24 protein-coding genes are annotated in these 20,429 nt (G+C 71.1%); 17 read left to right on the forward strand and 7 right to left on the reverse strand.

Features of this window, described 5'->3' with window-relative positions; genetic code table 11:
* Positions 1–93: 93 nt before the first annotated feature.
* The 8 genes from infA (at position 94) to truA (ending at position 5,022) form a co-directional block, all read left to right on the forward strand.
* On the forward strand, positions 94–315 hold the full coding sequence (gene infA / locus ACTWP8_RS17075; protein ID WP_003956442.1) for a translation initiation factor IF-1: 222 nt from the start codon (positions 94–96) through the stop codon (positions 313–315).
* Between the two features lie 58 nt (positions 316–373).
* Positions 374–487: a 50S ribosomal protein L36 gene (gene rpmJ / locus ACTWP8_RS17080; protein WP_003956441.1), complete on the forward strand. Its 114-nt coding sequence runs from the start codon at positions 374–376 to the stop codon at positions 485–487.
* A 199-nt stretch (positions 488–686) separates the two neighbouring features.
* Positions 687–1,067, forward strand: coding sequence for a 30S ribosomal protein S13 (rpsM, locus tag ACTWP8_RS17085; RefSeq protein ID WP_443322991.1), 381 nt, complete (start codon positions 687–689; stop codon positions 1,065–1,067).
* A gap of 69 nt (positions 1,068–1,136) precedes the next feature.
* Positions 1,137–1,541, forward strand: coding sequence for a 30S ribosomal protein S11 (rpsK, locus tag ACTWP8_RS17090; protein ID WP_009715860.1), 405 nt, complete (start codon positions 1,137–1,139; stop codon positions 1,539–1,541).
* A 27-nt stretch (positions 1,542–1,568) separates the two neighbouring features.
* Positions 1,569–2,195, forward strand: coding sequence for a 30S ribosomal protein S4 (gene rpsD, locus ACTWP8_RS17095; protein ID WP_443319054.1), 627 nt, complete (start codon positions 1,569–1,571; stop codon positions 2,193–2,195).
* A 106-nt stretch (positions 2,196–2,301) separates the two neighbouring features.
* The gene (locus tag ACTWP8_RS17100; RefSeq protein ID WP_360853578.1) at positions 2,302–3,324 is read left to right on the forward strand and encodes a DNA-directed RNA polymerase subunit alpha; all 1,023 of its coding nucleotides are present in this window, start codon (positions 2,302–2,304) and stop codon (positions 3,322–3,324) included.
* Positions 3,325–3,517: 193 nt separating this feature from the next.
* Positions 3,518–4,057 (forward strand): 50S ribosomal protein L17, encoded by a 540-nt coding sequence (gene rplQ / locus ACTWP8_RS17105; protein ID WP_443322992.1) that lies wholly within the window; start codon positions 3,518–3,520, stop codon positions 4,055–4,057.
* Positions 4,058–4,143: 86 nt separating this feature from the next.
* Entirely contained in the window at positions 4,144–5,022 is an 879-nt protein-coding gene (truA, locus tag ACTWP8_RS17110; protein ID WP_443322993.1) for a tRNA pseudouridine(38-40) synthase TruA, read from the forward strand.
* A gap of 55 nt (positions 5,023–5,077) precedes the next feature.
* Here the strand turns inward: truA and ACTWP8_RS17115 are convergent, their stop codons facing one another.
* From ACTWP8_RS17115 to ACTWP8_RS17135, 5 genes are all read right to left on the reverse strand, one after another.
* Positions 5,078–5,662: a histidine phosphatase family protein gene (locus ACTWP8_RS17115; RefSeq protein ID WP_443322994.1), complete on the reverse strand. Its 585-nt coding sequence runs from the start codon at positions 5,660–5,662 to the stop codon at positions 5,078–5,080.
* 52 nt (positions 5,663–5,714) lie between these two features.
* Positions 5,715–5,936, reverse strand: coding sequence for a hypothetical protein (locus ACTWP8_RS17120; protein WP_443322995.1), 222 nt, complete (start codon positions 5,934–5,936; stop codon positions 5,715–5,717).
* On the reverse strand, positions 5,923–6,174 hold the full coding sequence (locus ACTWP8_RS17125; RefSeq protein ID WP_443322996.1) for a DUF6400 family protein: 252 nt from the start codon (positions 6,172–6,174) through the stop codon (positions 5,923–5,925). The genes ACTWP8_RS17120 and ACTWP8_RS17125 overlap by 14 nt, the downstream gene beginning before the upstream one ends.
* Positions 6,175–6,284: 110 nt before the next feature.
* The gene (locus ACTWP8_RS17130; protein WP_443322997.1) at positions 6,285–8,156 is read right to left on the reverse strand and encodes a hypothetical protein; all 1,872 of its coding nucleotides are present in this window, start codon (positions 8,154–8,156) and stop codon (positions 6,285–6,287) included.
* Between the two features lie 91 nt (positions 8,157–8,247).
* The gene (locus tag ACTWP8_RS17135; protein ID WP_443322998.1) at positions 8,248–9,102 is read right to left on the reverse strand and encodes a hypothetical protein; all 855 of its coding nucleotides are present in this window, start codon (positions 9,100–9,102) and stop codon (positions 8,248–8,250) included.
* A gap of 337 nt (positions 9,103–9,439) precedes the next feature.
* Between ACTWP8_RS17135 and rplM the strand changes: the two genes are divergently transcribed.
* From rplM to glmM, 3 genes are all read left to right on the forward strand, one after another.
* Positions 9,440–9,883 (forward strand): 50S ribosomal protein L13, encoded by a 444-nt coding sequence (gene rplM, locus ACTWP8_RS17140; protein ID WP_443322999.1) that lies wholly within the window; start codon positions 9,440–9,442, stop codon positions 9,881–9,883.
* A gap of 39 nt (positions 9,884–9,922) precedes the next feature.
* Positions 9,923–10,423, forward strand: a complete 501-nt coding sequence (gene rpsI, locus ACTWP8_RS17145; RefSeq protein ID WP_443323000.1) for a 30S ribosomal protein S9 — start codon at positions 9,923–9,925, stop codon at positions 10,421–10,423.
* A gap of 147 nt (positions 10,424–10,570) precedes the next feature.
* Entirely contained in the window at positions 10,571–11,929 is a 1,359-nt protein-coding gene (gene glmM, locus ACTWP8_RS17150) for a phosphoglucosamine mutase (RefSeq protein ID WP_443323001.1), read from the forward strand.
* A 121-nt stretch (positions 11,930–12,050) separates the two neighbouring features.
* Here glmM and ACTWP8_RS17155 read toward each other — a convergent pair whose 3' ends face one another.
* Together ACTWP8_RS17155 and coaA are read right to left on the reverse strand one after the other, a co-directional pair.
* On the reverse strand, positions 12,051–13,004 hold the full coding sequence (locus tag ACTWP8_RS17155; RefSeq protein WP_443323002.1) for a DUF389 domain-containing protein: 954 nt from the start codon (positions 13,002–13,004) through the stop codon (positions 12,051–12,053).
* Between the two features lie 11 nt (positions 13,005–13,015).
* Positions 13,016–14,032, reverse strand: a complete 1,017-nt coding sequence (coaA, locus tag ACTWP8_RS17160) for a type I pantothenate kinase (RefSeq protein WP_443319042.1) — start codon at positions 14,030–14,032, stop codon at positions 13,016–13,018.
* Positions 14,033–14,250: 218 nt separating this feature from the next.
* On the opposite strand from coaA, the gene ACTWP8_RS17165 reads away from it, so the two are divergent.
* The 6 genes from ACTWP8_RS17165 to ACTWP8_RS17190 all read left to right on the forward strand — a co-directional run bounded on the left by ACTWP8_RS17165 (position 14,251) and on the right by ACTWP8_RS17190 (position 20,396).
* Positions 14,251–15,246, forward strand: a complete 996-nt coding sequence (locus tag ACTWP8_RS17165) for an ATP-binding cassette domain-containing protein (RefSeq protein WP_443323003.1) — start codon at positions 14,251–14,253, stop codon at positions 15,244–15,246.
* Entirely contained in the window at positions 15,243–16,052 is an 810-nt protein-coding gene (locus ACTWP8_RS17170; protein WP_443323004.1) for an ABC transporter permease, read from the forward strand. Before ACTWP8_RS17165 ends, ACTWP8_RS17170 begins: the two co-directional genes overlap by 4 nt.
* Before the next feature lie 108 nt (positions 16,053–16,160).
* Complete coding sequence (locus tag ACTWP8_RS17175; protein WP_443323005.1) at positions 16,161–16,442, forward strand: hypothetical protein; 282 nt, start codon at positions 16,161–16,163, stop codon at positions 16,440–16,442.
* Positions 16,443–16,477: 35 nt separating this feature from the next.
* A complete protein-coding gene (gene glmS / locus ACTWP8_RS17180) occupies positions 16,478–18,325 on the forward strand; it encodes a glutamine--fructose-6-phosphate transaminase (isomerizing) (protein WP_443323006.1) in 1,848 nt (615 codons plus the stop codon).
* A 25-nt stretch (positions 18,326–18,350) separates the two neighbouring features.
* Entirely contained in the window at positions 18,351–18,719 is a 369-nt protein-coding gene (locus ACTWP8_RS17185; RefSeq protein ID WP_443323007.1) for a holo-ACP synthase, read from the forward strand.
* Between the two features lie 207 nt (positions 18,720–18,926).
* Complete coding sequence (locus ACTWP8_RS17190) at positions 18,927–20,396, forward strand: NAD(P)H-hydrate dehydratase (RefSeq protein WP_443323008.1); 1,470 nt, start codon at positions 18,927–18,929, stop codon at positions 20,394–20,396.
* Positions 20,397–20,429 lie beyond the last annotated feature (33 nt).

The raw sequence follows: 20,429 nt of genomic DNA on the forward strand, positions 1-20,429 counted from the left end.
GCTGACGTAGACTGATGCGTCGGCTCTCGTGCATCCGTATGTCTGCATGCGCGCCCGCGAGCTGATCAAGGTAGCCGATTCGAAGGGCGAAGCGTGGCCAAGAAGCAAGGTGCCATCGAGATTGAGGGCACCGTGATCGAGTCCCTCCCGAACGCCATGTTCAAGGTGGAGCTCCAGAACGGTCACAAGGTCCTGGCGCACATCAGCGGCAAGATGCGGATGCACTACATCCGTATCCTCCCCGATGACCGGGTCGTGGTGGAGCTGTCTCCGTACGACCTGACGCGCGGACGGATCGTCTACCGCTACAAGTAGATCTTGCCCGCACCCCTCCCGTGGGGTGATGGCACTGACCCGGAGAACCTCACATCCCATGAAGGTCAAGCCGAGCGTCAAGAAGATCTGCGACAAGTGCAAGGTGATCCGCCGCCACGGCCGGGTCATGGTCATCTGCGACAACCTGCGCCACAAGCAGCGCCAGGGCTGACGCACGCACGGCCGACCTGCACCTCGCAGTTCTTCGCGCGACGCACGCAACAACACGTACATACGCAGCGCCCGTCCAGCCACGGCTGGCGACACCTCCGGCGGGGGCCGGGGACCCGGACGTACCGCTTCTCCTTCGAGGGGCCGGCGGCCGGGAGCGGCTCTGCGGAAGACCCCCGAACATCAACAGGAGCCATTGAATGGCACGCGTTTCAGGTGTTGACATCCCGCGCGACAAGCGCGTGGAGGTTGCCCTCACCTACGTCTTCGGCATCGGCCGCACGCGGGCGAAGGAGACCCTCGAAGCCGCCGGCGTGAACCCGGACACCCGTGTCCGCGACCTGCCCGAAGAGGACCTGGTCAAGATCCGCGAGTACGTGGACGCCAACCTCAAGACCGAGGGTGACCTCCGTCGCGAGATCCAGGCCGACATCCGCCGCAAGGTCGAGATCGGCTGCTACCAGGGCCTGCGCCACCGCCGTGGCCTGCCGGTCCACGGTCAGCGCACTCACACCAACGCCCGCACCCGCAAGGGCCCGCGTCGCGCCATCGCCGGCAAGAAGAAGCCGGGCAAGAAGTAGTCCTCAGCGGACGCTGCCGAGCGGTCCGAGCTGTAGGACCGACCACCTCCACGGGAGAAGATTCACAGAATGCCTCCGAAGAGCCGTACGGCCGGCGCCAAGAAGGTGCGCCGCAAGGAGAAGAAGAACGTCGCCCACGGGCACGCTCACATCAAGAGCACGTTCAACAACACGATCGTCTCGATCACCGACCCGACCGGGAACGTGATCTCTTGGGCCTCGGCCGGCCATGTCGGCTTCAAGGGCTCGCGCAAGTCGACCCCCTTCGCCGCGCAGATGGCCGCCGAGTCGGCCGCCCGCCGCGCGCAGGAGCACGGCATGCGCAAGGTCGACGTCTTCGTCAAGGGTCCCGGCTCCGGCCGTGAGACCGCGATCCGCTCCCTCCAGGCCACCGGCCTCGAAGTGGGTTCGATCCAGGACGTCACCCCCACCCCGCACAACGGATGCCGCCCGCCCAAGCGCCGCCGCGTCTGATCATCTGAGGTAGGAGACAAGACAACAATGGCGCGTTACACCGGGGCCGACTGCAAGCGTTGCCGTCGGGAGAAGCAGAAGCTCTTCCTCAAGGGGAGCAAGTGCGAGAGCGCGAAGTGCCCGATCGAGATCCGTCCTTACCCCCCGGGTGAGCACGGACGCGGGCGCACCAAGGACAGCGAGTACCTGCTGCAGAAGCGTGAGAAGCAGAAGGCCGCTCGTATCTACGGTGTCCTTGAGAAGCAGTTCCGTGGTTACTTCCAGGAAGCGAACAGGAAGTCCGGCAAGACCGGCGAGAACCTGCTGCGCATCCTGGAGACGCGGCTCGACAACGTGGTCTACCGGGCTGGCTTCGCCAAGTCCCGCGACCACGCCCGTCAGCTGGTCCGCCACGGCCACATCCTCGTGAACGGCCGCAAGACCGACATCCCGTCGGCCCGCGTCACCGTGAACGACATCATCGAGGTCCGCGAGTCCTCCCGTAACCTGACCCCCTTCCAGGTGGCTCAGGCGGAGGCCGGCGAGAAGACCGTCCCGGCGTGGCTGGAGGCGATCCCGTCGCAGCTGCGGATCCTCGTGCACTCCATGCCCGAGCGCCAGGCGATTGACACGCAGGTGCAGGAGCAGCTGATCGTCGAGCTCTACTCCAAGTAGTAGCTGCGATCGAACGGGCGGTACGGCCTTAAGTACGGGACGTACCGCCCGTATCCTTGAATCTCGGCGTCAAATAGCGGGCGCCGAAGACTGGAGGCAATTCCCCATGCTGATCGCTCAGCGTCCCTCACTGACCGAAGAGGTCGTCGACGAATTCCGCTCCCGGTTCGTGATCGAGCCGCTGGAGCCGGGCTTCGGCTACACCCTCGGCAACTCCCTGCGTCGTACGCTCCTCTCCTCGATCCCCGGTGCCGCCGTGACGAGCATCCGGATCGACGGGGTCCTGCACGAGTTCACCACCGTGCCGGGCGTCAAGGAGGACGTCACCGACCTGATCCTCAACATCAAGCAGCTGGTCGTCTCCTCGGAGCACGACGAGCCGGTCGTGATGTACCTGCGCAAGCAGGGCCCGGGTCTGGTCACCGCCGCCGACATCGCCCCGCCGGCCGGTGTCGAGGTGCACAACCCGGACCTCGTCCTCGCCACGCTGAACGGCAAGGGCAAGCTGGAGATGGAGCTGACCGTCGAGCGCGGCCGCGGCTACGTCTCCGCCGTGCAGAACAAGCAGCTGGGCCAGGAGATCGGCCGGATCCCGGTCGACTCCATCTACAGCCCGGTGCTCAAGGTCACCTACAAGGTCGAGGCGACCCGTGTCGAGCAGCGCACCGACTTCGACAAGCTGATCGTCGACGTCGAGACCAAGCAGGCCATGCGGCCGCGTGACGCCATGGCGTCGGCCGGCAAGACCCTGGTCGAGCTGTTCGGCCTGGCCCGTGAGCTCAACATCGACGCCGAGGGCATCGACATGGGCCCGTCCCCGACGGACGCCGCCCTGGCCGCCGACCTCGCGCTGCCGATCGAGGAGCTCGAGCTCACGGTCCGCTCGTACAACTGCCTCAAGCGTGAGGGCATCCACACGGTGGGCGAGCTCGTGGCCCGCTCCGAGGCCGACCTGCTCGACATCCGCAACTTCGGTGCGAAGTCGATCGACGAGGTCAAGGCGAAGCTGGCCGGCATGGGCCTGGCGCTCAAGGACAGCCCGCCCGGATTCGACCCGACCGCCGCCGCGGACGCCTTCGGCGCCGAGGACGAGGGCGACACGGGCTTCGTGGAGACCGAGCAGTACTGAGACGCCTCCGGCTGGGGTGCCCGGTGATCGGCCGGGTGCCCCAGCGCTGGGGCTGAGGTCTTGCCCTCAATCGCCGGACGGGCTTGATATTGCCCGGACGGGCTTGAATGTGAGACTTCCGGCGGGCAACAGCCCGCCGGTAACTGACACCGGTACCTGACACGGCCGGTGCAGACACCGAGGAGAAAGAACCATGCCGAAGCCCGCCAAGGGCGCCCGTATGGGCGGCAGCGCTGCGCACGAGCGGCTCATGCTGGCGAACCTCGCCACCGCGCTGTTCGAGCACGGCCGTATCACGACCACCGAGGCCAAGGCCCGTCGCCTGCGCCCGGTGGCCGAGCGTCTGATCACCAAGGCGAAGAAGGGCGACCTTCACAACCGCCGTCTGGTGCTGCAGACGATCCGCGACAAGGGTGTCGTCCACACCCTGTTCACGGAGATCGGCCCGCGCTACGAGAACCGGCCGGGTGGCTACACCCGGATCACCAAGATCGGCAACCGTCGGGGCGACAACGCGCCCATGGCGGTCATCGAGCTGGTCGAGGCCCTGACCGTGCAGCAGGAAGCGGTGGGTGAGGCCGAGGCCGCCACCAAGCGCTCCGCCAAGGACGCTGCCGGTGACCAGGCCGTCGCGGACCTGAAGAAGGACACGGCTGCCGAGGCCGAGGCCCCGGAGGCGAAGGACGAGGCCGCTGAGGCCCCGGCCGGGGAGTCGAAGGACTCCGACGCCTGACGCTCGTGTGAGCGTGGTCACGGACGGGCCCGCCCCCAGACTGCTGGGGGCGGGCCCGTTCCGCTTGCCGCTTGAGAGGATCTTTGGTGACTGACGACGTGGAGCCCGGTCTCGTACGGGTCCGGCTGGACCTCGCGTACGACGGGAAGGACTTCTCCGGCTGGGCGCGGCAGCGGGAGCGCCGTACGGTGCAGAGCGAGCTGGAGAGCGCCCTGCAGACGGTGATGCGGCTGCCCGAGCCGGTCGAGCTGACCGTGGCGGGGCGTACGGACGCGGGCGTGCACGCGCGCGGCCAGGTCGCGCATGTGGACCTGCCCGAGGAGGTCTGGGCCGCGCACCGGGAGAAGCTGCTGCGGCGGCTCGCGGGCCGGCTGCCGCACGACGTCCGGGTCTGGCAGGTCGCGGAGGCTCCGCCCGGCTTCAACGCGCGCTTCTCCGCGATCTGGCGCCGCTACGCGTACCGGGTCGGCGACCACCGAGGCGGCGTCGACCCGCTGCGCCGCGGCTACGTGCTGTGGCACGACTGGCCGCTGGACATCGGCCTGATGAACGACGCCGCGAAGCGGCTGCTCGGCGAGCACGACTTCGCCGCGTACTGCAAGAAGCGCGAGGGCGCGACGACGATCCGCAAGCTGCTCGACCTGCACTGGGAGCGGACGGAGGACGGCCTGGCGGTCGCGACGGTCCGGGCGGACGCGTTCTGCCACAACATGGTGCGCGCCCTGGTCGGGGCCCTGCTGCTGGTCGGGGACGGGCACCGCCCGGTGGACTTCCCCCGCGCGGTCCTGGCGGGCCGCGTCCGGCACTCCGCGGTCAATGTCGTACGCCCGCACGGCCTGACCCTGGAGGAGGTCGGCTACCCGCCGGACGACCAGCTGGCCGCACGCAACCTGGCGGCGCGGAACAAGCGGTCGCTGCCGGGGGATACGGGGGCTGCTTCCGGTCCGGGGGCGGGCTGCTGCTGAGCCCGGCCCACCCGGCCCGAGCCGTCCCCCGCGACGGACCGGTTCGGCACCGGCGTCAGATCTCCTCGAGAACGCCCTTCAGCAGCAGATTCCAGCGCCCGGCCCGCCGGGCGAGGGTCATGGCGGTCAGCGGCGTGATGTCCACGCTCCAGTAGGAGTGCGGCGGTGCTTTGAGCGCATAGACGAGAGCGGCGCGTACGACGTCGGGTTCGGCCACCGCGAGGATGTGCCCGTCGTTGCCGGCCTGCCGGGTGTCGAGCCAGGCGCCCACCCGGGATATGAACGTCAGCAGCGACTCGCCGCCGTGTGGCACCGCCCGCGGGTTGGCGAGCCAGGTGTCGACGGCGCGGGGCTCATGCGCCATCACCTCCTCCAGGGTGCGTCCGTGCCATCGGCCCATGTCGCATCCGCGCAGCGCGGGCTGGGCGAGCGGGGAGAGGCCGAGAATCCTTCCGGTCTCCCGGCAGCGGGGTGAGGGTGAGCAGTAGCGCAGGTCCGCCGCGGCCAGATGAAGGAGGGCGGGCGCCGCTCGTTCGGCCTCGTGCCAGCCTGTCGCGTCGAGGGGGCGGTCGTCACCGAATCGCACCTCGAGCAGGGAGGAACTGCGGGCGGCGGCGAGCAGCGTGAGGCGGATACTCATCCGGCGATGCTAAAGCGGAAGCTCATGCTCCACCCTCGGTCGGCCGACATCTTCACGACTGATGCCGGGGAGGTGCCGTCTCCTCGGTCCAGACGTGGGTGCAGGTCGGGCACTGCAGATGGACGACCGTCCCGGCGTTGCCCAGCAGATAGCGCCAGTGGGTCAGGCAGGTGCGGCCCGCCAGGCAAGTGGCACAGTCGCGGTGGTCCTGGCACCGGGGACAGGGGAGCCAGGCCCTGCGTGCCTTGTCGGCGTCGGGGTCAAGCGGGAGCATGGCCGTTCCCTGGCCGGGCGGGGAGGACTCCGGCGGCCACGAGCTCGTCGTGGATCTTCTGCTGCTGCTCGTCGAGGCCCGAGTAGAGCAGGTCGTACGCCTCGTCCTCGGACGCCATCACGGCAGCCGGGTCCCAGTCGGGCCCCAGTGCCGCCACGACCTCGGCGCGGCGGCGCGCCTCGTCACGGGTGAGGTCGAACGCGAATATGTGGTGGTCGGGGGCACTGTCCTGGGCCATGGCTGAGCTCTCATGTGCTGAATCGGTGCAGGTCCGACCTGCCTATCACCCGGGGGCCGCGCCCGAGGAGGCCGCGGCCGGGAGATCCGTGTCACTCGGCAGGCCGGGCCTCACGCCTGCGGTCGGCGGCGCCAGGCCCTGAGGAGCTGACCGCCCACGTAGAGCGTCGCGAAGGTGGCGAGGGAGGCCCGCAGGGCGCCGACGTCGGGGGACCACCAGGCGTAGGCCGTGGCCGGGAGGAAGACCAGCAGGGCCAGGGTGCGCGGGATCCACCAGCGGGCGGGGAGGCGGGCGGAGGAGGCCCGGGCGGCCGTGTCCTGCGGCATCGCGCCCGGCTCCGTGGCCATCGAGTCCCTGAGGCCGGTCAGCAGACCGCGGCGGACGATGAGCTGGGCGCCGGGGAAGCCTTCAAGAACGTTTCTGCGGTCGCCGAAGCCGCCCGGCGGGGCGGGCAGCCCGAGGCTCCTGACCAGGTCGGCCTGGCGGCGGGCGGCCTCGTCCGAGCCGCGCAGCAGGGCCGTCACCGGCCGTGCGTCCGGGAGGGCGAAGGCCGTGGCCAGGGCGCGGGCGGTGACGGAGGCATCCTCCAGGGAGGGGATCGGCGCGGCGGGGTCCCACTGGTGTCCTGCCACGCGCCTGCCCTTGTGGAAGAGGGCGAAGCCGTAGCGGTCTCCGCTGCGGTGGAGGACGATCGCGGGCCACTTCTCACCCGTGATCAGGGTGTCGACGGCGGCGGTCAGCGGCTCCTCGCCGAGCAGGGTGCCCCGCCGGGGCGCTCCCGGTTCCGCGGCGAGCTCCACGTACGTGGCGGAGGCCCCGGCGGGGGCGACCCTGAGCGAGGCGCTGCAGAGCAGGGCCGCCTGTGCGACCTTGTGCGGGACGGCCGCGCAGATGGCGAGCGTGTGCGGGGCCCAGTCGGGGTGGGCGGCCGGGGCGGGCCGCGGCTGCGGCGGCCTGCCGAAGAACGGTATCTGCATGGCGACTTGCATGCGTACGCCCGTCCGGAAGTCGAGGAACTCCCGGCGCGCTTCGCCGAAGTAGCCCCAGGGGAAGCTGCGGGCGTGGACGCCGATGGCCCGGAAGGCCTCCAGCGCCTCCGTCCACCGCCCGGCGCGCAGCAGCATCAGGGCGAGGTGGTTGCGGACACCGGCGATCTCCGGGTCGCCCGGCTCGTACCACGAGGAGAGTTCGAGCGCGCGCTCGACAGCCGCGTCGATACGGTCCTCCGCGATCGGCCCGTCTTCGGTGTCGTCGGCCACGACCTCGTACTCGATCGCGGCGAGCAGTGGGAGTGCGTGCAGTTTGGAGCCGGGGAGGGCCTGTTCTGCGGCGTGTTCCGCGAAGGCGAACATCTCCTCGTGCGAGCCGTACCACTTCTCGCACAGGTACTGCAGGGCGGTGGTGTGGCAGCCGTAGTGGTGCGGCGCCCGCTCGATGGCCTGCTCCCAGTACGCGTCGAAGACCTCGCGGGGCGCCTGGATGCCGCGGGCGTGGGTGAGCGCGATCCGCCACGGCACCGGGTCGGTCGGGTTCAGCTCGGCGGCCGCGCGGATCACCGGGACGGCGTCCTCGAGCAGCGCGAAGAACGCCCGGAACTGGTCCCGCGAGACGTCCTTGGCCCTGGCCGCACTGCGGATCTGCCACGCCTGGTCGATGCAGAGGTCGGCCTTGACCAGCAGCGCGTCAGGGTCCTCCGGTGACTCGGCGAGCCAGCCGTCCAGCCAGCCCGGGTTGTGCAGGGCGAACTCGGCGAGCGCGGAGACGTATCCGTCGCGGCGCTCCCACTCGGCGCCGAGCCGCGTCGCGGCGAGCAGCTCGCGCGCGGGCGCGAAGTCGCCCGCACCGGCGGCGGACAGGGCGGCGCGCAGCGGCGCGTCCGGGGCGTCGAGGACGACGGCCTCGTCGGGCGGCAGGTCGGTGCCGACGCTCGAGCCGTGGCGCAGCATGCGCGGGAAGGTGATCAGAGAGCGGAAGGAGGGCACGGTTGCTCATTCAAGAGCCCACAACTCGGTGCCGACCAGGGGCTTTCGATGACGATGCGATATCGGTCGACCGTCGCCGTCCGGGCGCCCGTCAGTTCGTCGTCTGTGCCGTGGCCGCCGCAGAGGCCTGCGCCTCGCCGCGGTCGACGATGCGCGCGAACGTGAAGTCGGCGATGTCCTTGGCCGCCTGCCGGGCCTTGGTGTCGGAGGTTGTGACCGCCTTGCCCGACGTGTAGCCGGAGACGGTGAAGTAGGCATAGCGGCCGATGGAGTTGGTGGTCAGGCGGCAGGCCGTCGCGCGGCAGAAGGACGGGATGCCGGCGCCCGAGAGCGACTGGATGTTGCCGGACGCCCGCTGCTTGGCCTTCGAGGCCTGCGCCTGGGTGTCGAACACGGCGACGCCGACGGTGACGGCCACGCCGCCCCGCTCGAAGCTCGCGCGAATCACCTGGTCGCAGCCGTTCCCGGTGAGCGCCGGGGCGAGGCGGGCGGAGGCCGCGGAGCCACAGCTCTTGGTCGTAGCCGTGGCGCCCTTGTCGTACGAACGGCTGCTCATCGTCAGGGACTTGCCCGGGAAGAGGGTGCTCGCGCTGAGCGGCGCGGTGTCCTTGCGCTCGTCGGAGATGAAGTCGAGCGGGTCGGGCGGCGGCGGTACGGAGACGTCGGAGAAGGTGGGTTCCGGCTGCTCCGGCTCGGCGGGCAGGGTCTCGGGCGTGGGCAGGGACTGCGGTTTGTCGTCCGAGCTGTTGGCGTTGACCACCGCCGTCGCGACGACCGCGGCCACGGCCGCCGTCGCTATCGCGCCGCCCACCATCAGCACCATGCGGCGCCGCCGCATGCGGGCCGCCGTGCGGTCCGCGAGCGCTCCCCAGTCCGGAGTCCCCGACTGCGACGGAGACTGCTGCGGACCCCCCGGGCCGGAAGGCCCCCCTTGCCCAAAACTCATGGCGCGCATCCTACGGAAGAAATTGCGGTTGGTGCGCGGGCGATCCGGGAGGCCGCTGGGGCTCATGTGAGAGGAGGGGCCAGTGGTGCGTGCACGGCCGGGCGCGCCGGGCTTGCCGGACCCGTTTTGACCCGTCCGGGGGCGGGCCGGTATTCTGCCAGTTCGTTATGCGTATTGGCTTGCTCGTTCTCACGTGAGAGGCCGTTACGCCGGTCCACCGGGCCGATGACCAGCGGCAGGCACTCGGTTTGCGTCACCGATGTGCGGCCAGGGCTGTCGTGATCGTCCGGGTGGCCTTGTCAGGACCACACTCACTGAAGAAGCGAAGGCTACGACCGTGCGTACGTACAGCCCCAAGCCCGGCGACGTGACGCGTCAGTGGCACGTCATCGATGCCACCGACGTTGTTCTGGGCCGTCTGGCCTCCCAGGCCGCCACCCTTCTCCGGGGCAAGCACAAGCCGGTGTACGCGCCGCACGTTGACGCTGGTGACTTCGTCATCATCATCAACGCTGACAAGGTGCACCTCTCCGGCAACAAGCGGACCCAGAAGCTGGCCTACCGCCACTCCGGCTACCCGGGTGGTCTGCGGTCCGTCCGCTACGACGAGCTGCTGGACAAGAACCCCGAGAAGGCCGTCGAGAAGGCCATCAAGGGCATGCTCCCCAAGAACTCCCTGGGCCGTCAGATGCTCTCGAAGCTGAAGGTCTACGCGGGCGCCGAGCACCCGCACGCCGCTCAGCAGCCGGTCCCGTTCGAGATCACCCAGGTCGCGCAGTAGTCCGGCCACCCCTAAGACGAAGAGAATCTGAGGAGAATCGTGGCCGAGACCACCACTGAGACCCCCCTCGACGAGGTCGAGGAGTACACCACCGAGACGCCCGAGGCGACCGAGTTCACCTCCGAGTCGCTGGCGTCCCGCTTCGGCGAGCCCCAGCCGGCCGCCGGCACCGGCCGCCGCAAGAACGCCGTGGCGCGCGTCCGCATCGTGCCGGGCAGCGGCCAGTGGAAGATCAACGGTCGCACCCTGGAGGAGTACTTCCCCAACAAGGTGCACCAGCAGGAAGTCAATGAGCCCTTCAAGGTGCTCGAGCTGGACAACCGCTACGACGTGGTCGCCCGTATCGCGGGTGGCGGCGTGTCGGGCCAGGCCGGTGCGCTGCGCCTGGGCATCGCCCGCGCGCTGAACGAGGCGGACGTGGACAACAACCGCGGCCCGCTGAAGAAGGCCGGCTTCCTGACGCGCGACGACCGCGCGACCGAGCGCAAGAAGGCGGGTCTGAAGAAGGCCCGTAAGGCGCCGCAGTACAGCAAGCGCTGACCGCTCGTACCCGTACGACCGCCCCGGCGGCACTTCTTTGTGCTGCCGGGGCGTTCGTCTATGGGTCTGCGGGCAGCCGGGCGTATACAGGCAGCAGGCGCTCAGCGCTCACGAGCCGGCAATTTCGATGCAACTCGGAGGACACCAGTGGGACGACTCTTCGGCACGGACGGTGTGCGCGGCGTCGCCAACGCGGACCTGACGGCGGAGCTGGCGCTCGGCCTGTCAGTCGCGGCGGCGCACGTGCTCGCCGAGGCGGGTACGTTCGAGGGCCATCGGCCTACGGCGGTGGTGGGGCGTGATCCGCGCGCGTCCGGAGAGTTCCTGGAGGCCGCCGTCGTGGCGGGCCTCGCGAGCGCGGGCGTGGACGTCCTGCGCGTCGGTGTGCTGCCCACCCCCGCGGTGGCGTATCTCACCGGCGCGCTGGGCGCCGACCTCGGCGTGATGCTCTCCGCCAGCCACAACCCGATGCCGGACAACGGGATCAAGTTCTTCGCGCGCGGCGGGCACAAGCTCGCGGACGAGCTGGAGGACCGGATCGAGGCGGTCTACGAGGAGCACACGTCGGGCGAGCCGTGGGACCGGCCGACGGGTGAGGGCGTGGGCCGCGTCCGGACGTACGACGAGGGGTTCGACAACTACGTCGCCCATCTGATCGGGGTGCTTCCGCACCGGCTCGACGGGCTGAGGGTCGTCCTCGACGAGGCGCACGGCGCGGCCTCGCGGGTCTCGCCCGAGGCGTTCGCGCGCGCCGGAGCCGAGGTGATCACCATCGGTGCGGACCCCGACGGCCTCAACATCAACGACGGCTGCGGCTCCACCCACCTGGACCTGCTGAAGGCCGCGGTGGTCGAGCACGGGGCCGACCTGGGCATCGCGCACGACGGGGACGCGGACCGCTGCCTGGCGGTGGACGCGGCGGGCAACGAGGTCGACGGCGACCAGATCCTGGCCGTCCTCGCGCTCGCGCTGCGCGAGGACGGGGGGCTGCGGAAGAACACCGTGGTCGCCACGGTGATGTCGAACCTGGGCTTCAAGCTGGCCATGGAGCGCGAGGGCGTCGGGCTGGTGCAGACGGCGGTCGGCGACCGGTACGTGCTGGAGTCGATGAAGAGCGAGGGCTACGCGCTGGGCGGCGAGCAGTCCGGGCACGTGATCATCCTGGACCACGCGACGACTGGCGACGGCACCCTGACCGGGCTGATGCTGGCGGCGCGGATGGCGGCCACGGGCCGCAGCCTCGCGGATCTCGCGAGCGTCATGGACCGGCTGCCGCAGGTACTGATCAACGTCCGTGACGTGGACAAGGCGCGGGTCGGGACGTGCGAGGAGCTGTCGGCGGCCGTGGCGGACGCGGAGCGCGAGCTGGGCTCCACGGGCCGGGTGCTGCTGCGTCCTTCCGGTACGGAGCCGCTGGTACGGGTCATGGTCGAGGCCGCGGACATCGAGCACGCGCGGTCGGTGGCCGGGCGGCTGGCGGATGTGGTGAAGTCCGCGCTGGGGTAGGCCGGGGGTCTCGGGGCGCGGTGCGGTCCCGCCTGGTCAGGTCCGGGTCGGGCCTGGGTCAGGTCCGGGTCGGGCCTGGGTCAGGTCTGGGTCGGGCCTGGGTCAGGTCCGGGGCGCCGGTTCAGGCCGCTTTCCGGGCGTCCCTCGCCGTACGCTCGCGCTGTTTCGCCCAGAAGATCTTCTGGGCGATCAGCGTGAGCGTGCCCGCGATGACGATGCCCGCGAGGTTCAGCAGGAGCTGTTCCGTCGAGCCGCGGGCCTGGCCGTACTCGCCGTAGCTGAGCGCGACGGCGGCGTTGGCGGCGGCCGGGACGGTGGTGACCGAGATCGCCACGCCCACGAGGGCACCGGACTTCGCCGAGGTGAGGGACAGCGTCCCGGCGATGCCCGCGAGGACGGCCACGACGAACGAGAACAAGTCCGGCTTCCAGATGAAGTCGGTGTTCGGACGGTCGGCGGTGATGTCGTCGTCGTGGAACAGGCCGAAGCCGTCCATCATCAGGCTGAAGCCCGCGGTCAGGGCCATGGCGGCGGCGAAGCCGACGAGCAGCGCGACCAGGGAGCGCCAGGCGAGCCCGGGCGCCCGCTGGACCAGGGCGGTGCAGATGCCCGCGAGCGGCCCGAACTCCGGGCCGACGGCCATCGCGCCGACGATCAGGATGGCGTTGTCGAGCACCACGCCGCAGGCGGCGATCATCGTCGCGACGGCGAGGAATGCCAGGTAGGTCACGGAGAGCGTCGACTCCTCGTGCGTGGACTCGGCCAGGTGCTCCCACAGCACGGCGTCCGCGCCCTCGCCCGGGGCGTCCGCCTCCGCCTTGTCCGCCCGCTTCGACAGCGACAGGTCGATGTTCCCGACGGCGATCGAGCCGTCCTCCTCGAGGCCCAGCTCGCGCAGCTCGGCCAGCAGTTCGTCCGCGGACTCCCGGGCGACGTCGCACATGACCACGTCGCCGGCCGGATCGCGGGCGGCGCCCGGCAACAGCGCGACGTGCGTGGTCCCGATGTGCTTCTCGATGCGCGCGAGGGCCTCGTCGGTGCGGTCGGCGGGCACGATCAGGCGGAGATGCAGCACGGTCGTGTTCCTCAGAGTTTGCGCAGCGACAGGCGCTGCACCTTGTGGTCGGGCCCCTTGCGGAGCACCAGCGTGGCACGGCCCCGGGTGGGGGCCACGTTCTGTTCGAGATTCGGCCGGTTGACGGTACGCCAGATCATGCGGGCGTAGTCCAGGGCCTCGTCCTCGGAGACCTGGGTGTACTTGCGGAAGTACGAGAAGGGGTTCTGGAAGGCGGTCTCGCGCAACTTGCGGAAGCGGCCGAGGTACCAGCGCTCGATGTCCTCGGGGCGCGCGTCGACGTAGACGCTGAAGTCGAAGAAGTCCGCGAGGCCCAGGCGGGTCCTGCCGTCCTTGCCGGGCAGGGCGGGCTGCAGGACGTTGAGGCCCTCGACGATGAGGATGTCCGGGCGGCGTACGGTCAGCCGCTCGCCGGGCACGATGTCGTAGATCAGGTGCGAGTAGACGGGGGCCGTCACCTCGTCCTTGCCGGACTTCACGTCGGCGACGAAGCGGGTCAGGGCGCGGCGGTCGTAGGACTCGGGGAAGCCCTTGCGGGACATCAGGCCGCGGCGGTGCAGTTCGGCGTTGGGCAGCAGGAAGCCGTCGGTGGTGACCAGCTCCACGCGCGGGTGCTCGGGCCAGCGGGCCAGCAGCGCCTGGAGGAGGCGGGCGGCGGTCGACTTGCCGACGGCGACGCTGCCCGCGACGCCGATGACGAAGGGGGTGCCGGGCTGCGAGCCGTGGCCGTTGCCCGCGTCGCCGAGGAAGGTGTTGAGCGCACCGCGGAGGCTGCTGGTGGCGCCCACGTAGAGGTTGAGCAGCCGGGACAGCGGCAGGTAGACGTCACGCACCTCGTCGAGGTCGATCACGTCGCCGAGGCCGCGCAGCCGCTCGACCTCTTCGGCGGTCAGCGGCAGCGGCGTCTTCTCCCGCAGGGCGCTCCACTCGGCGCGGGTGAGATCTACGTACGGGCTGGTCTCGGGCCGGCGCCGGTCGGCGCCGCGCGGCGGCGCTGCCGCGGGTGAGGTGATCGTCACGTACCTCATTGTCGGGGCTGGCCGCGGGGGGCGGGGCGTGGTCTCGCTCACGCTGGCGGGGAGGCGCAGGGGGCTGCGTGGGGCCGCGGAGGGGGTTTCGGCCGGGGCTGGGTGGGGGTGGCGTTCCGGGGTTATCCACAGGCTCCGCGGAATGTCGGTGGCGCACGTCACAGTTGTGGCTAGAAGCGGACGCCGCGACGGAGGCCCGCAGACGCAAGGGGAGTTCCATGACGTACGCGATCCAGGCAGAGGGCCTGGCCAAACGCTTCAAGGAGACCCAGGCGCTGGCCGGAGTGGATCTGGCCGCGCGCACCGGCACCGTGCTCGGGATGCTGGGCCCCAACGGTGCGGGGAAGACGACCGCGGTCCGGATCTTCGCCACGTTGCTCCGGCCCGACGGCGGGAGAGCCATGGTCGCCGGTCATGATGTGGTGCGGGAGGCCGGCCTGGTGCGCTCCGTCGTCGGGCTGACCGGGCAGTACGCGGCGGTGGACGAGAATCTGACCGGCACCGAGAACCTGCTGATGATCGGCCGGCTGCTGGGCATGCCGCGGCGCGAGGCGCGGGCGCGGTCCGCCGAGCTGCTGGACCGCTTTCAGCTGAGCGACGCGGCCGGGCGGGCGACGAAGACGTACTCCGGGGGCATGCGGCGGCGTCTCGACCTGGCGGCGAGCCTGGTGGGCAGGCCGCAGATCCTCTTCCTCGACGAGCCGACCACCGGTCTCGACCCGTACAGCCGCGGCGAGCTGTGGGACATGCTGCGCGGCCTGGTCGCCGAGGGTATGACGGCGCTGCTGACGACCCAGTATCTGAACGAGGCCGACCAGCTTGCGGACGAGATCGTGGTGATCGACAAGGGCCGAGTGATCGCGAACGGAACGCCGGACGATCTGAAGTCCCAGGTCGGGGGCCAGGTCCTGCAACTGCGGCCGGTGATGGCTGCGGATCTGGTCACGGCCCATTCGCTGGTGGCCGAGGCGGCGGGCTCGCAGACCCGGATCGAGGGCGAGGTGATCACCGCTCCGGTGAACGACCCCGCGCTGATGCCCGCGGTCGTACGGCGGCTGGACCAGGCGGGGATAGCGCTGCGCGAGCTGACGCTGCGCCGCTCCTCCCTCGACGAGGTGTTCCTGGCGCTGACCGGGCACCGGGCCGAGCCGGACAAGGCCGAGGAGGCCGCCCCGGACGAGGGCGAGTTCGAGAGAGTGGGGAGCCCGTCATGACCGCCGCGACGATCACCGCCCCGCTGAGCAAGAGCGGCCGGGTGCGGCCGGGCGCCGCGCTCCGGCAGACGGCCACCATGGCCTGGCGCAGCCTGGTGGCGGTCAGGCACAACCCGCTGGAGCTGGTGGACTACAGCATCACGCCGATCATGTTCGTGTTCCTCTTCACGTATGTCCTCGGCGGGCAGATGGCCGGGTCGCCCAGGGAGTATCTGCAGTACGCGCTGCCCGGGATCATCGTGCAGAACACGCTGTTCATGACCATGTACACAGCGATGGCGCTGAACACCGATCTGACCAAAGGGGTCTTCGACCGGCTGCGGAGCCTGCCGATAGCCCGGTCGGCGCCCCTGTTCGGCCGGATCACGGCCGATCTGTCCAAGCATCTGTGGGCGATGCTGCTGATGATCGCCCTGGGTACGCTGCTCGGCTTCCGGATTCACGCCGGGCTCGGCGGGTTCCTGGCGGGCGCCTTGCTGTTGATCGCCTTCGCCGCGGCCGTGTCGTGGTGCGCTGTGCTCATCGGCATGCTGGCGGGCGACGCGGAGAAGGTGCAGGCGTTCGCCTTCACACTGATCTTCCCGATCACCTTCACCAGCAGCGCGTTCGTACGGGTGGAGACGATGCCGGGCTGGCTCCAGGCGTGGGTGGACGTCAATCCCGTGACCCATCTGTCGGACGCCTTCCGCGGGTTGCTCGTCGGCGGAGAGGTCGCGGCGCCGGTGCTCTGGTCGCTGATGTGGGCGGCCGGGATAGCCGCGGTGTTCTTCCCGCTCGCGATGCGGGCGTATCGCGCCCGGGCCTGATTGCGGCATTCAGGGAGTACGTTCACGAAATGTCTGTACCTGGGGCGCGTTGACCGCTACTTTCACCGCGGGGGACAGAGCCGAAAACACCACCCATGGGGGGACGCCATGGACGCCATGCCCGCCCGCATGCCCTCGCGCATGCCCGTACGCCTGCGTGACCTCGTCAGACGCCGAGCGGAGCGAGTGACCGCGGAGCGCCTGGCACAACGCGATCTGGCCGCCCGGATCCAGAGCGATCTGGCCGCCGAACTGCCGGACGAGGACGTGCGGGAGGACCTCGCCGACTGCCTCGACCTCTACGAGCCGGGGAGCAAGCCGCGCTGCGAGGAGGCGGAGTACCTCTCGATGGTCCGGGAGGCGATCGACCGGATGGAGGGCGGCCGGTGAGCGATACACGGACGCAGGCGACGTAAGCTGCGGCCATGTGCGGAATCGTTGGCTATGTGGGAGGGCAGTCGGCCCTCGACGTCGTGATCGCCGGCCTCAAGAGGCTGGAGTACCGGGGCTATGACTCGGCCGGGGTCGCCGTGCTCGCCGACGGCGGGCTCGCCGCCGCCAAGAAGGCGGGCAAGCTCGCCAACCTCGAGAAGGAGCTGGCCGACCGGCCGCTGCCGAGCGGCACCACTGGCCTCGGGCACACCCGGTGGGCCACCCACGGCGCGCCCACCGACGCCAACGCCCATCCGCACCTGGACAACGCGGGGCGCGTCGCCGTCGTCCACAACGGCATCATCGAGAACTTCGCCGCGCTGCGCGCCGAGCTGGCCGACCGCGGTCACCAGCTGGCGTCCGAGACCGACACCGAGGTCGTCGCCCACCTGCTCGCCGAGGCCTTCTCCTCCAGCGGTGATCTGGCCGAGGCGATGCGGCAGGTGTGCCGGCAGCTGGAGGGCGCGTTCACGCTCGTCGCCGTGAGCGCGGACGATCCGGACGTCGTGGTCGGGGCGCGCCGTAACTCGCCGCTGGTCGTCGGCGTCGGCGACGGTGAGGCCTTCCTGGCTTCCGACGTCGCCGCGTTCATCGCGCACACCCGCGAGGCCATCGAGCTCGGCCAGGACCAGGTCGTCGAGCTGCGCCGGGACGGGGTGACGGTCACCGACTTCGACGGGGCGCCCGCGGAGGTGCGCGACTACCACGTCGACTGGGACGCCTCCGCCGCCGAGAAGGGCGGCTACGACTACTTCATGCTCAAGGAGATCGCCGAGCAGCCGAAGGCCGTGGCCGACACGCTGCTGGGCCGGATCGACGTCGCGGGCTCGCTGTCGCTGGACGAGGTCCGCATCCCCGACTCCGTACTCCGTGAGGTCACCAAGATCGTCATCGTGGCGTGCGGGACCGCCTTCCACGCCGGGATGATCGCCAAGTACGCGATCGAGCACTGGACTCGGATCCCCTGCGAGACCGAGCTTGCGAGCGAGTTCCGCTACCGGGACCCGATCCTCGACCCGCGGACGCTCGTCATCGCCATCTCGCAGTCCGGCGAGACCATGGACACGCTGATGGCGCTCCGGCACGCGCGCGAGCAGGGCGCGAAGGTGCTCGCCATCTGCAACACCAACGGCTCGACGATTCCGAGGGAGTCGGACGCGGTCCTCTACACCCACGCCGGGCCCGAGGTCGCGGTCGCGTCGACCAAGGCCTTCCTCACCCAGCTGGTGGCCTGCTACCTGGTCGCCCTGTACCTGGGACAGGTGCGCGGCACGAAGTGGGGCGACGAGGTCCGCTCCATGATCCGCGAACTGTCCGCGATCAGCACGCAGGTCGAGCAGGTGCTCGCCACGATGGAGCCCGTACGGGAGCTGGCGCGGACGCTCGCGGACAACAACACGGTGCTCTTCCTCGGGCGGCACGTGGGGTATCCGGTGGCCCTGGAGGGCGCGCTCAAGCTCAAGGAGCTGGCGTACATGCACGCCGAGGGCTTCGCGGCAGGCGAGTTGAAGCACGGCCCGATCGCGCTGATCGAGGATGACCTGCCGGTGGTCGTGGTCGTGCCGTCGCCGCGCGGGCGGTCCGTGCTCCACGACAAGATCGTCTCCAACATCCAGGAGATCCGGGCCCGGGGCGCGAGGACGATCGTGATCGCGGAGCAGGGCGACGACGCGGTCGTGCCCTACGCCGACCACCTCATCCGCATCCCGGCCACCCCGACCCTGCTCCAGCCGCTGGTCGCCACCGTGCCGCTGCAGGTCTTCGCCTGCGAACTGGCCACGGCCCGCGGCAACGAGGTCGACCAGCCGCGCAACCTCGCCAAGTCCGTCACGGTCGAGTGACCGGATCGGCCGGACAGGGGCGCGCGTGATCATCGGGGTGGGCATCGACGTGGCCGAGATCGACCGCTTCGCGGAGGCGCTGGAGCGTACGCCGGGGCTGGCGCAGAGAGTCTTCGTCGAGAGCGAACTGTGGCTCCCGAGCGGGGAGCGGCGCGGGGTCGCCTCCTTGGCGGTCCGGTTCGCCGCGAAGGAGGCCCTGGCCAAGGCGCTGGGCGCCCCGTCCGGACTCCACTGGACGGACGCGGAGGTCTTCACGGAGGACAGCGGCCGCCCCCGCCTGAGGGTCAAGGGCACGGTGGCGGCCCGGGCGGCGGAACTGGGCGTCCGGGAATGGCATGTCTCGCTCAGCCACGATGCGGGGGTCGCGTCCGCTGTGGTCATCGCGGAGGGGTGACCCTCCGTTGTGGGCATTCGTTCCGCGGGGCGGAACGGTGGGCACAACGCGGCCACCGGCGTGCAGCCGCGTATGAAACGGAACCCACAGCGGGGCATTGCGCGCCGTTGCCGGGCCGCCCACCCTCCCCCATAGCCTGAACGGCATGGGGGCACCCCACCCCATCGCCCCGCGGAACGACTGCCCACAACCCGGCAGACTGGGGGCATGAGGACTGCGTACAGCGTGGAGACCGTGCGGGGCGCCGAGCGGGAGTTGATGGCGCGGTTGCCGGAGGGGGCACTCATGCAGCGCGCCGCGGCCGGCCTGGCAGCATCGTGCGCCGATCTGCTCGGCCGGGTCTACGGAGCGCGCGTCGCGCTGCTCGTCGGCAGCGGGGACAACGGCGGCGACGCCCTCTACGCCGGCGCCCGCCTCGCGCGCCGCGGCGCCGGCGTCACGGCGGTCCTGCTCGCCCCCGACCGTACGCACCGTGGCGGCCTCGCCGCCCTCCGCGCCGCGGGCGGGCGGGCCGTGCCCGCCGCAGGCGAGGGAGGCAACGGCGAACGGGCCATCCGCCGCGCCGCGCTCGTCATCGACGGCATCGTCGGAATCGGCGGCCGCGGCGGCCTCCGCCCGCCCGCAGAACGCCTCGCCGACGCCGCCCGCGAATCCCGCGCCGCCATCGTCGCCGTCGACCTGCCCAGCGGCGTCGACGCGGACACCGGCCAGGTCGCGGCCGCCGCGGTGCACGCCGATGCGACCGTCACCTTCGGCACGTACAAGCCCGGCCTCCTCATCGACCCCGCCGCCGAGCGGACCGGCGCCCTCCGCCTCATCGACATCGGCCTCGCCCCGCTTCTGCCGGCCATGCCGGACGTCGAGGCGCTCCAGCACGCGGACGTCGCGGAACGGCTGCCCATGCCCGCGGCGGAGAGCGACAAGTACCGGCGGGGCGTGGTCGGCGTCGTGGCGGGCTCCGCCCGCTACCCCGGCGCGGCGGTGCTCGCCGTGTCGGGCGCGCTGCGCGGCGGCGCGGGCGCCGTACGGTACGTCGGCCCGGCCGCGGACGCCGTGATCGCCCGCTTCCCCGAGACGCTCGTCCACGCCGGGCCACCGGCGAAGGCGGGCCGCGTGCAGGCGTGGGTCGTCGGGCCGGGCCTCGGCGACGGCGCGGAAGCCCGGCAGTCGCTGGACGACGTCGTCGCGTCGGACGTCCCCGTGCTCGTCGACGCCGACGGGCTGCGGCTGCTCGACCGCGAACGGATCCGCACTCGCCGCGCGGCCACCGTCCTCACGCCGCACGCGGGCGAGGCGGCCGCGCTGCTGGGCGTACCGCGGGATGAGGTCGAGGCGGCGCGGCTGACGTCGGTGCGCCGACTGGCGGCGGAGTACGGGGCCACGGCCCTGCTCAAGGGGTCGACGACGCTGATCGCCGACGCGGCGGGCGGACCCGTACGCGTCAATCCGACGGGGACGGGATGGCTGGCCACGGCGGGCAGCGGCGACGTGCTGTCGGGACTCGCGGGAGCGTTCCTCGCCTCCGGTCTCGAGGCGTGGGACGCGGCCTCGGTGGCCGCGTACGTGCACGGGCTCGCGGGCCGCCTCGCGGCGGGCCGCGACGGCGGCCCGATCGGCGCGTCGGACGTCGCGGCGACTCTCGCCACAGCCTGGCGCGACATCGCCCCCATGGCCTGACGCCCGTAACCCCCGAGCCCCTGAATCCCGGCT

The sequence above is a fragment of the Streptomyces sp. 7N604 genome, from assembly GCF_052245475.1.
Lineage (GTDB): Bacteria > Actinomycetota > Actinomycetes > Streptomycetales > Streptomycetaceae > Streptomyces.

Excerpts from the sequence above, each read along its gene's own strand:
- rpsK (WP_009715860.1), top strand. The coding sequence starts at position 1,137 with ATGCCTCCGAAGAGCCGTACGGCCGGCGCCAAGAAGGTGCGCCGCAAG.
- rpsD (WP_443319054.1), top strand. The coding sequence starts at position 1,569 with ATGGCGCGTTACACCGGGGCCGACTGCAAGCGTTGCCGTCGGGAGAAG.
- ACTWP8_RS17120 (WP_443322995.1), bottom strand. The coding sequence starts at position 5,936 with ATGCTCCCGCTTGACCCCGACGCCGACAAGGCACGCAGGGCCTGGCTC.
- ACTWP8_RS17170 (WP_443323004.1), top strand. The coding sequence starts at position 15,243 with ATGACCGCCGCGACGATCACCGCCCCGCTGAGCAAGAGCGGCCGGGTG.
- rpsM (WP_443322991.1), top strand. The coding sequence starts at position 687 with ATGGCACGCGTTTCAGGTGTTGACATCCCGCGCGACAAGCGCGTGGAG.
- ACTWP8_RS17115 (WP_443322994.1), bottom strand. The coding sequence starts at position 5,662 with ATGAGTATCCGCCTCACGCTGCTCGCCGCCGCCCGCAGTTCCTCCCTG.
- glmS (WP_443323006.1), top strand. The coding sequence starts at position 16,478 with ATGTGCGGAATCGTTGGCTATGTGGGAGGGCAGTCGGCCCTCGACGTC.
- ACTWP8_RS17175 (WP_443323005.1), top strand. The coding sequence starts at position 16,161 with ATGGACGCCATGCCCGCCCGCATGCCCTCGCGCATGCCCGTACGCCTG.
- ACTWP8_RS17190 (WP_443323008.1), top strand. The coding sequence starts at position 18,927 with ATGAGGACTGCGTACAGCGTGGAGACCGTGCGGGGCGCCGAGCGGGAG.
- coaA (WP_443319042.1), bottom strand. The coding sequence starts at position 14,032 with ATGAGGTACGTGACGATCACCTCACCCGCGGCAGCGCCGCCGCGCGGC.
- ACTWP8_RS17165 (WP_443323003.1), top strand. The coding sequence starts at position 14,251 with ATGACGTACGCGATCCAGGCAGAGGGCCTGGCCAAACGCTTCAAGGAG.
- ACTWP8_RS17100 (WP_360853578.1), top strand. The coding sequence starts at position 2,302 with ATGCTGATCGCTCAGCGTCCCTCACTGACCGAAGAGGTCGTCGACGAA.
- ACTWP8_RS17125 (WP_443322996.1), bottom strand. The coding sequence starts at position 6,174 with ATGGCCCAGGACAGTGCCCCCGACCACCACATATTCGCGTTCGACCTC.
- rpmJ (WP_003956441.1), top strand. The coding sequence starts at position 374 with ATGAAGGTCAAGCCGAGCGTCAAGAAGATCTGCGACAAGTGCAAGGTG.
- rplQ (WP_443322992.1), top strand. The coding sequence starts at position 3,518 with ATGCCGAAGCCCGCCAAGGGCGCCCGTATGGGCGGCAGCGCTGCGCAC.
- ACTWP8_RS17135 (WP_443322998.1), bottom strand. The coding sequence starts at position 9,102 with ATGAGTTTTGGGCAAGGGGGGCCTTCCGGCCCGGGGGGTCCGCAGCAG.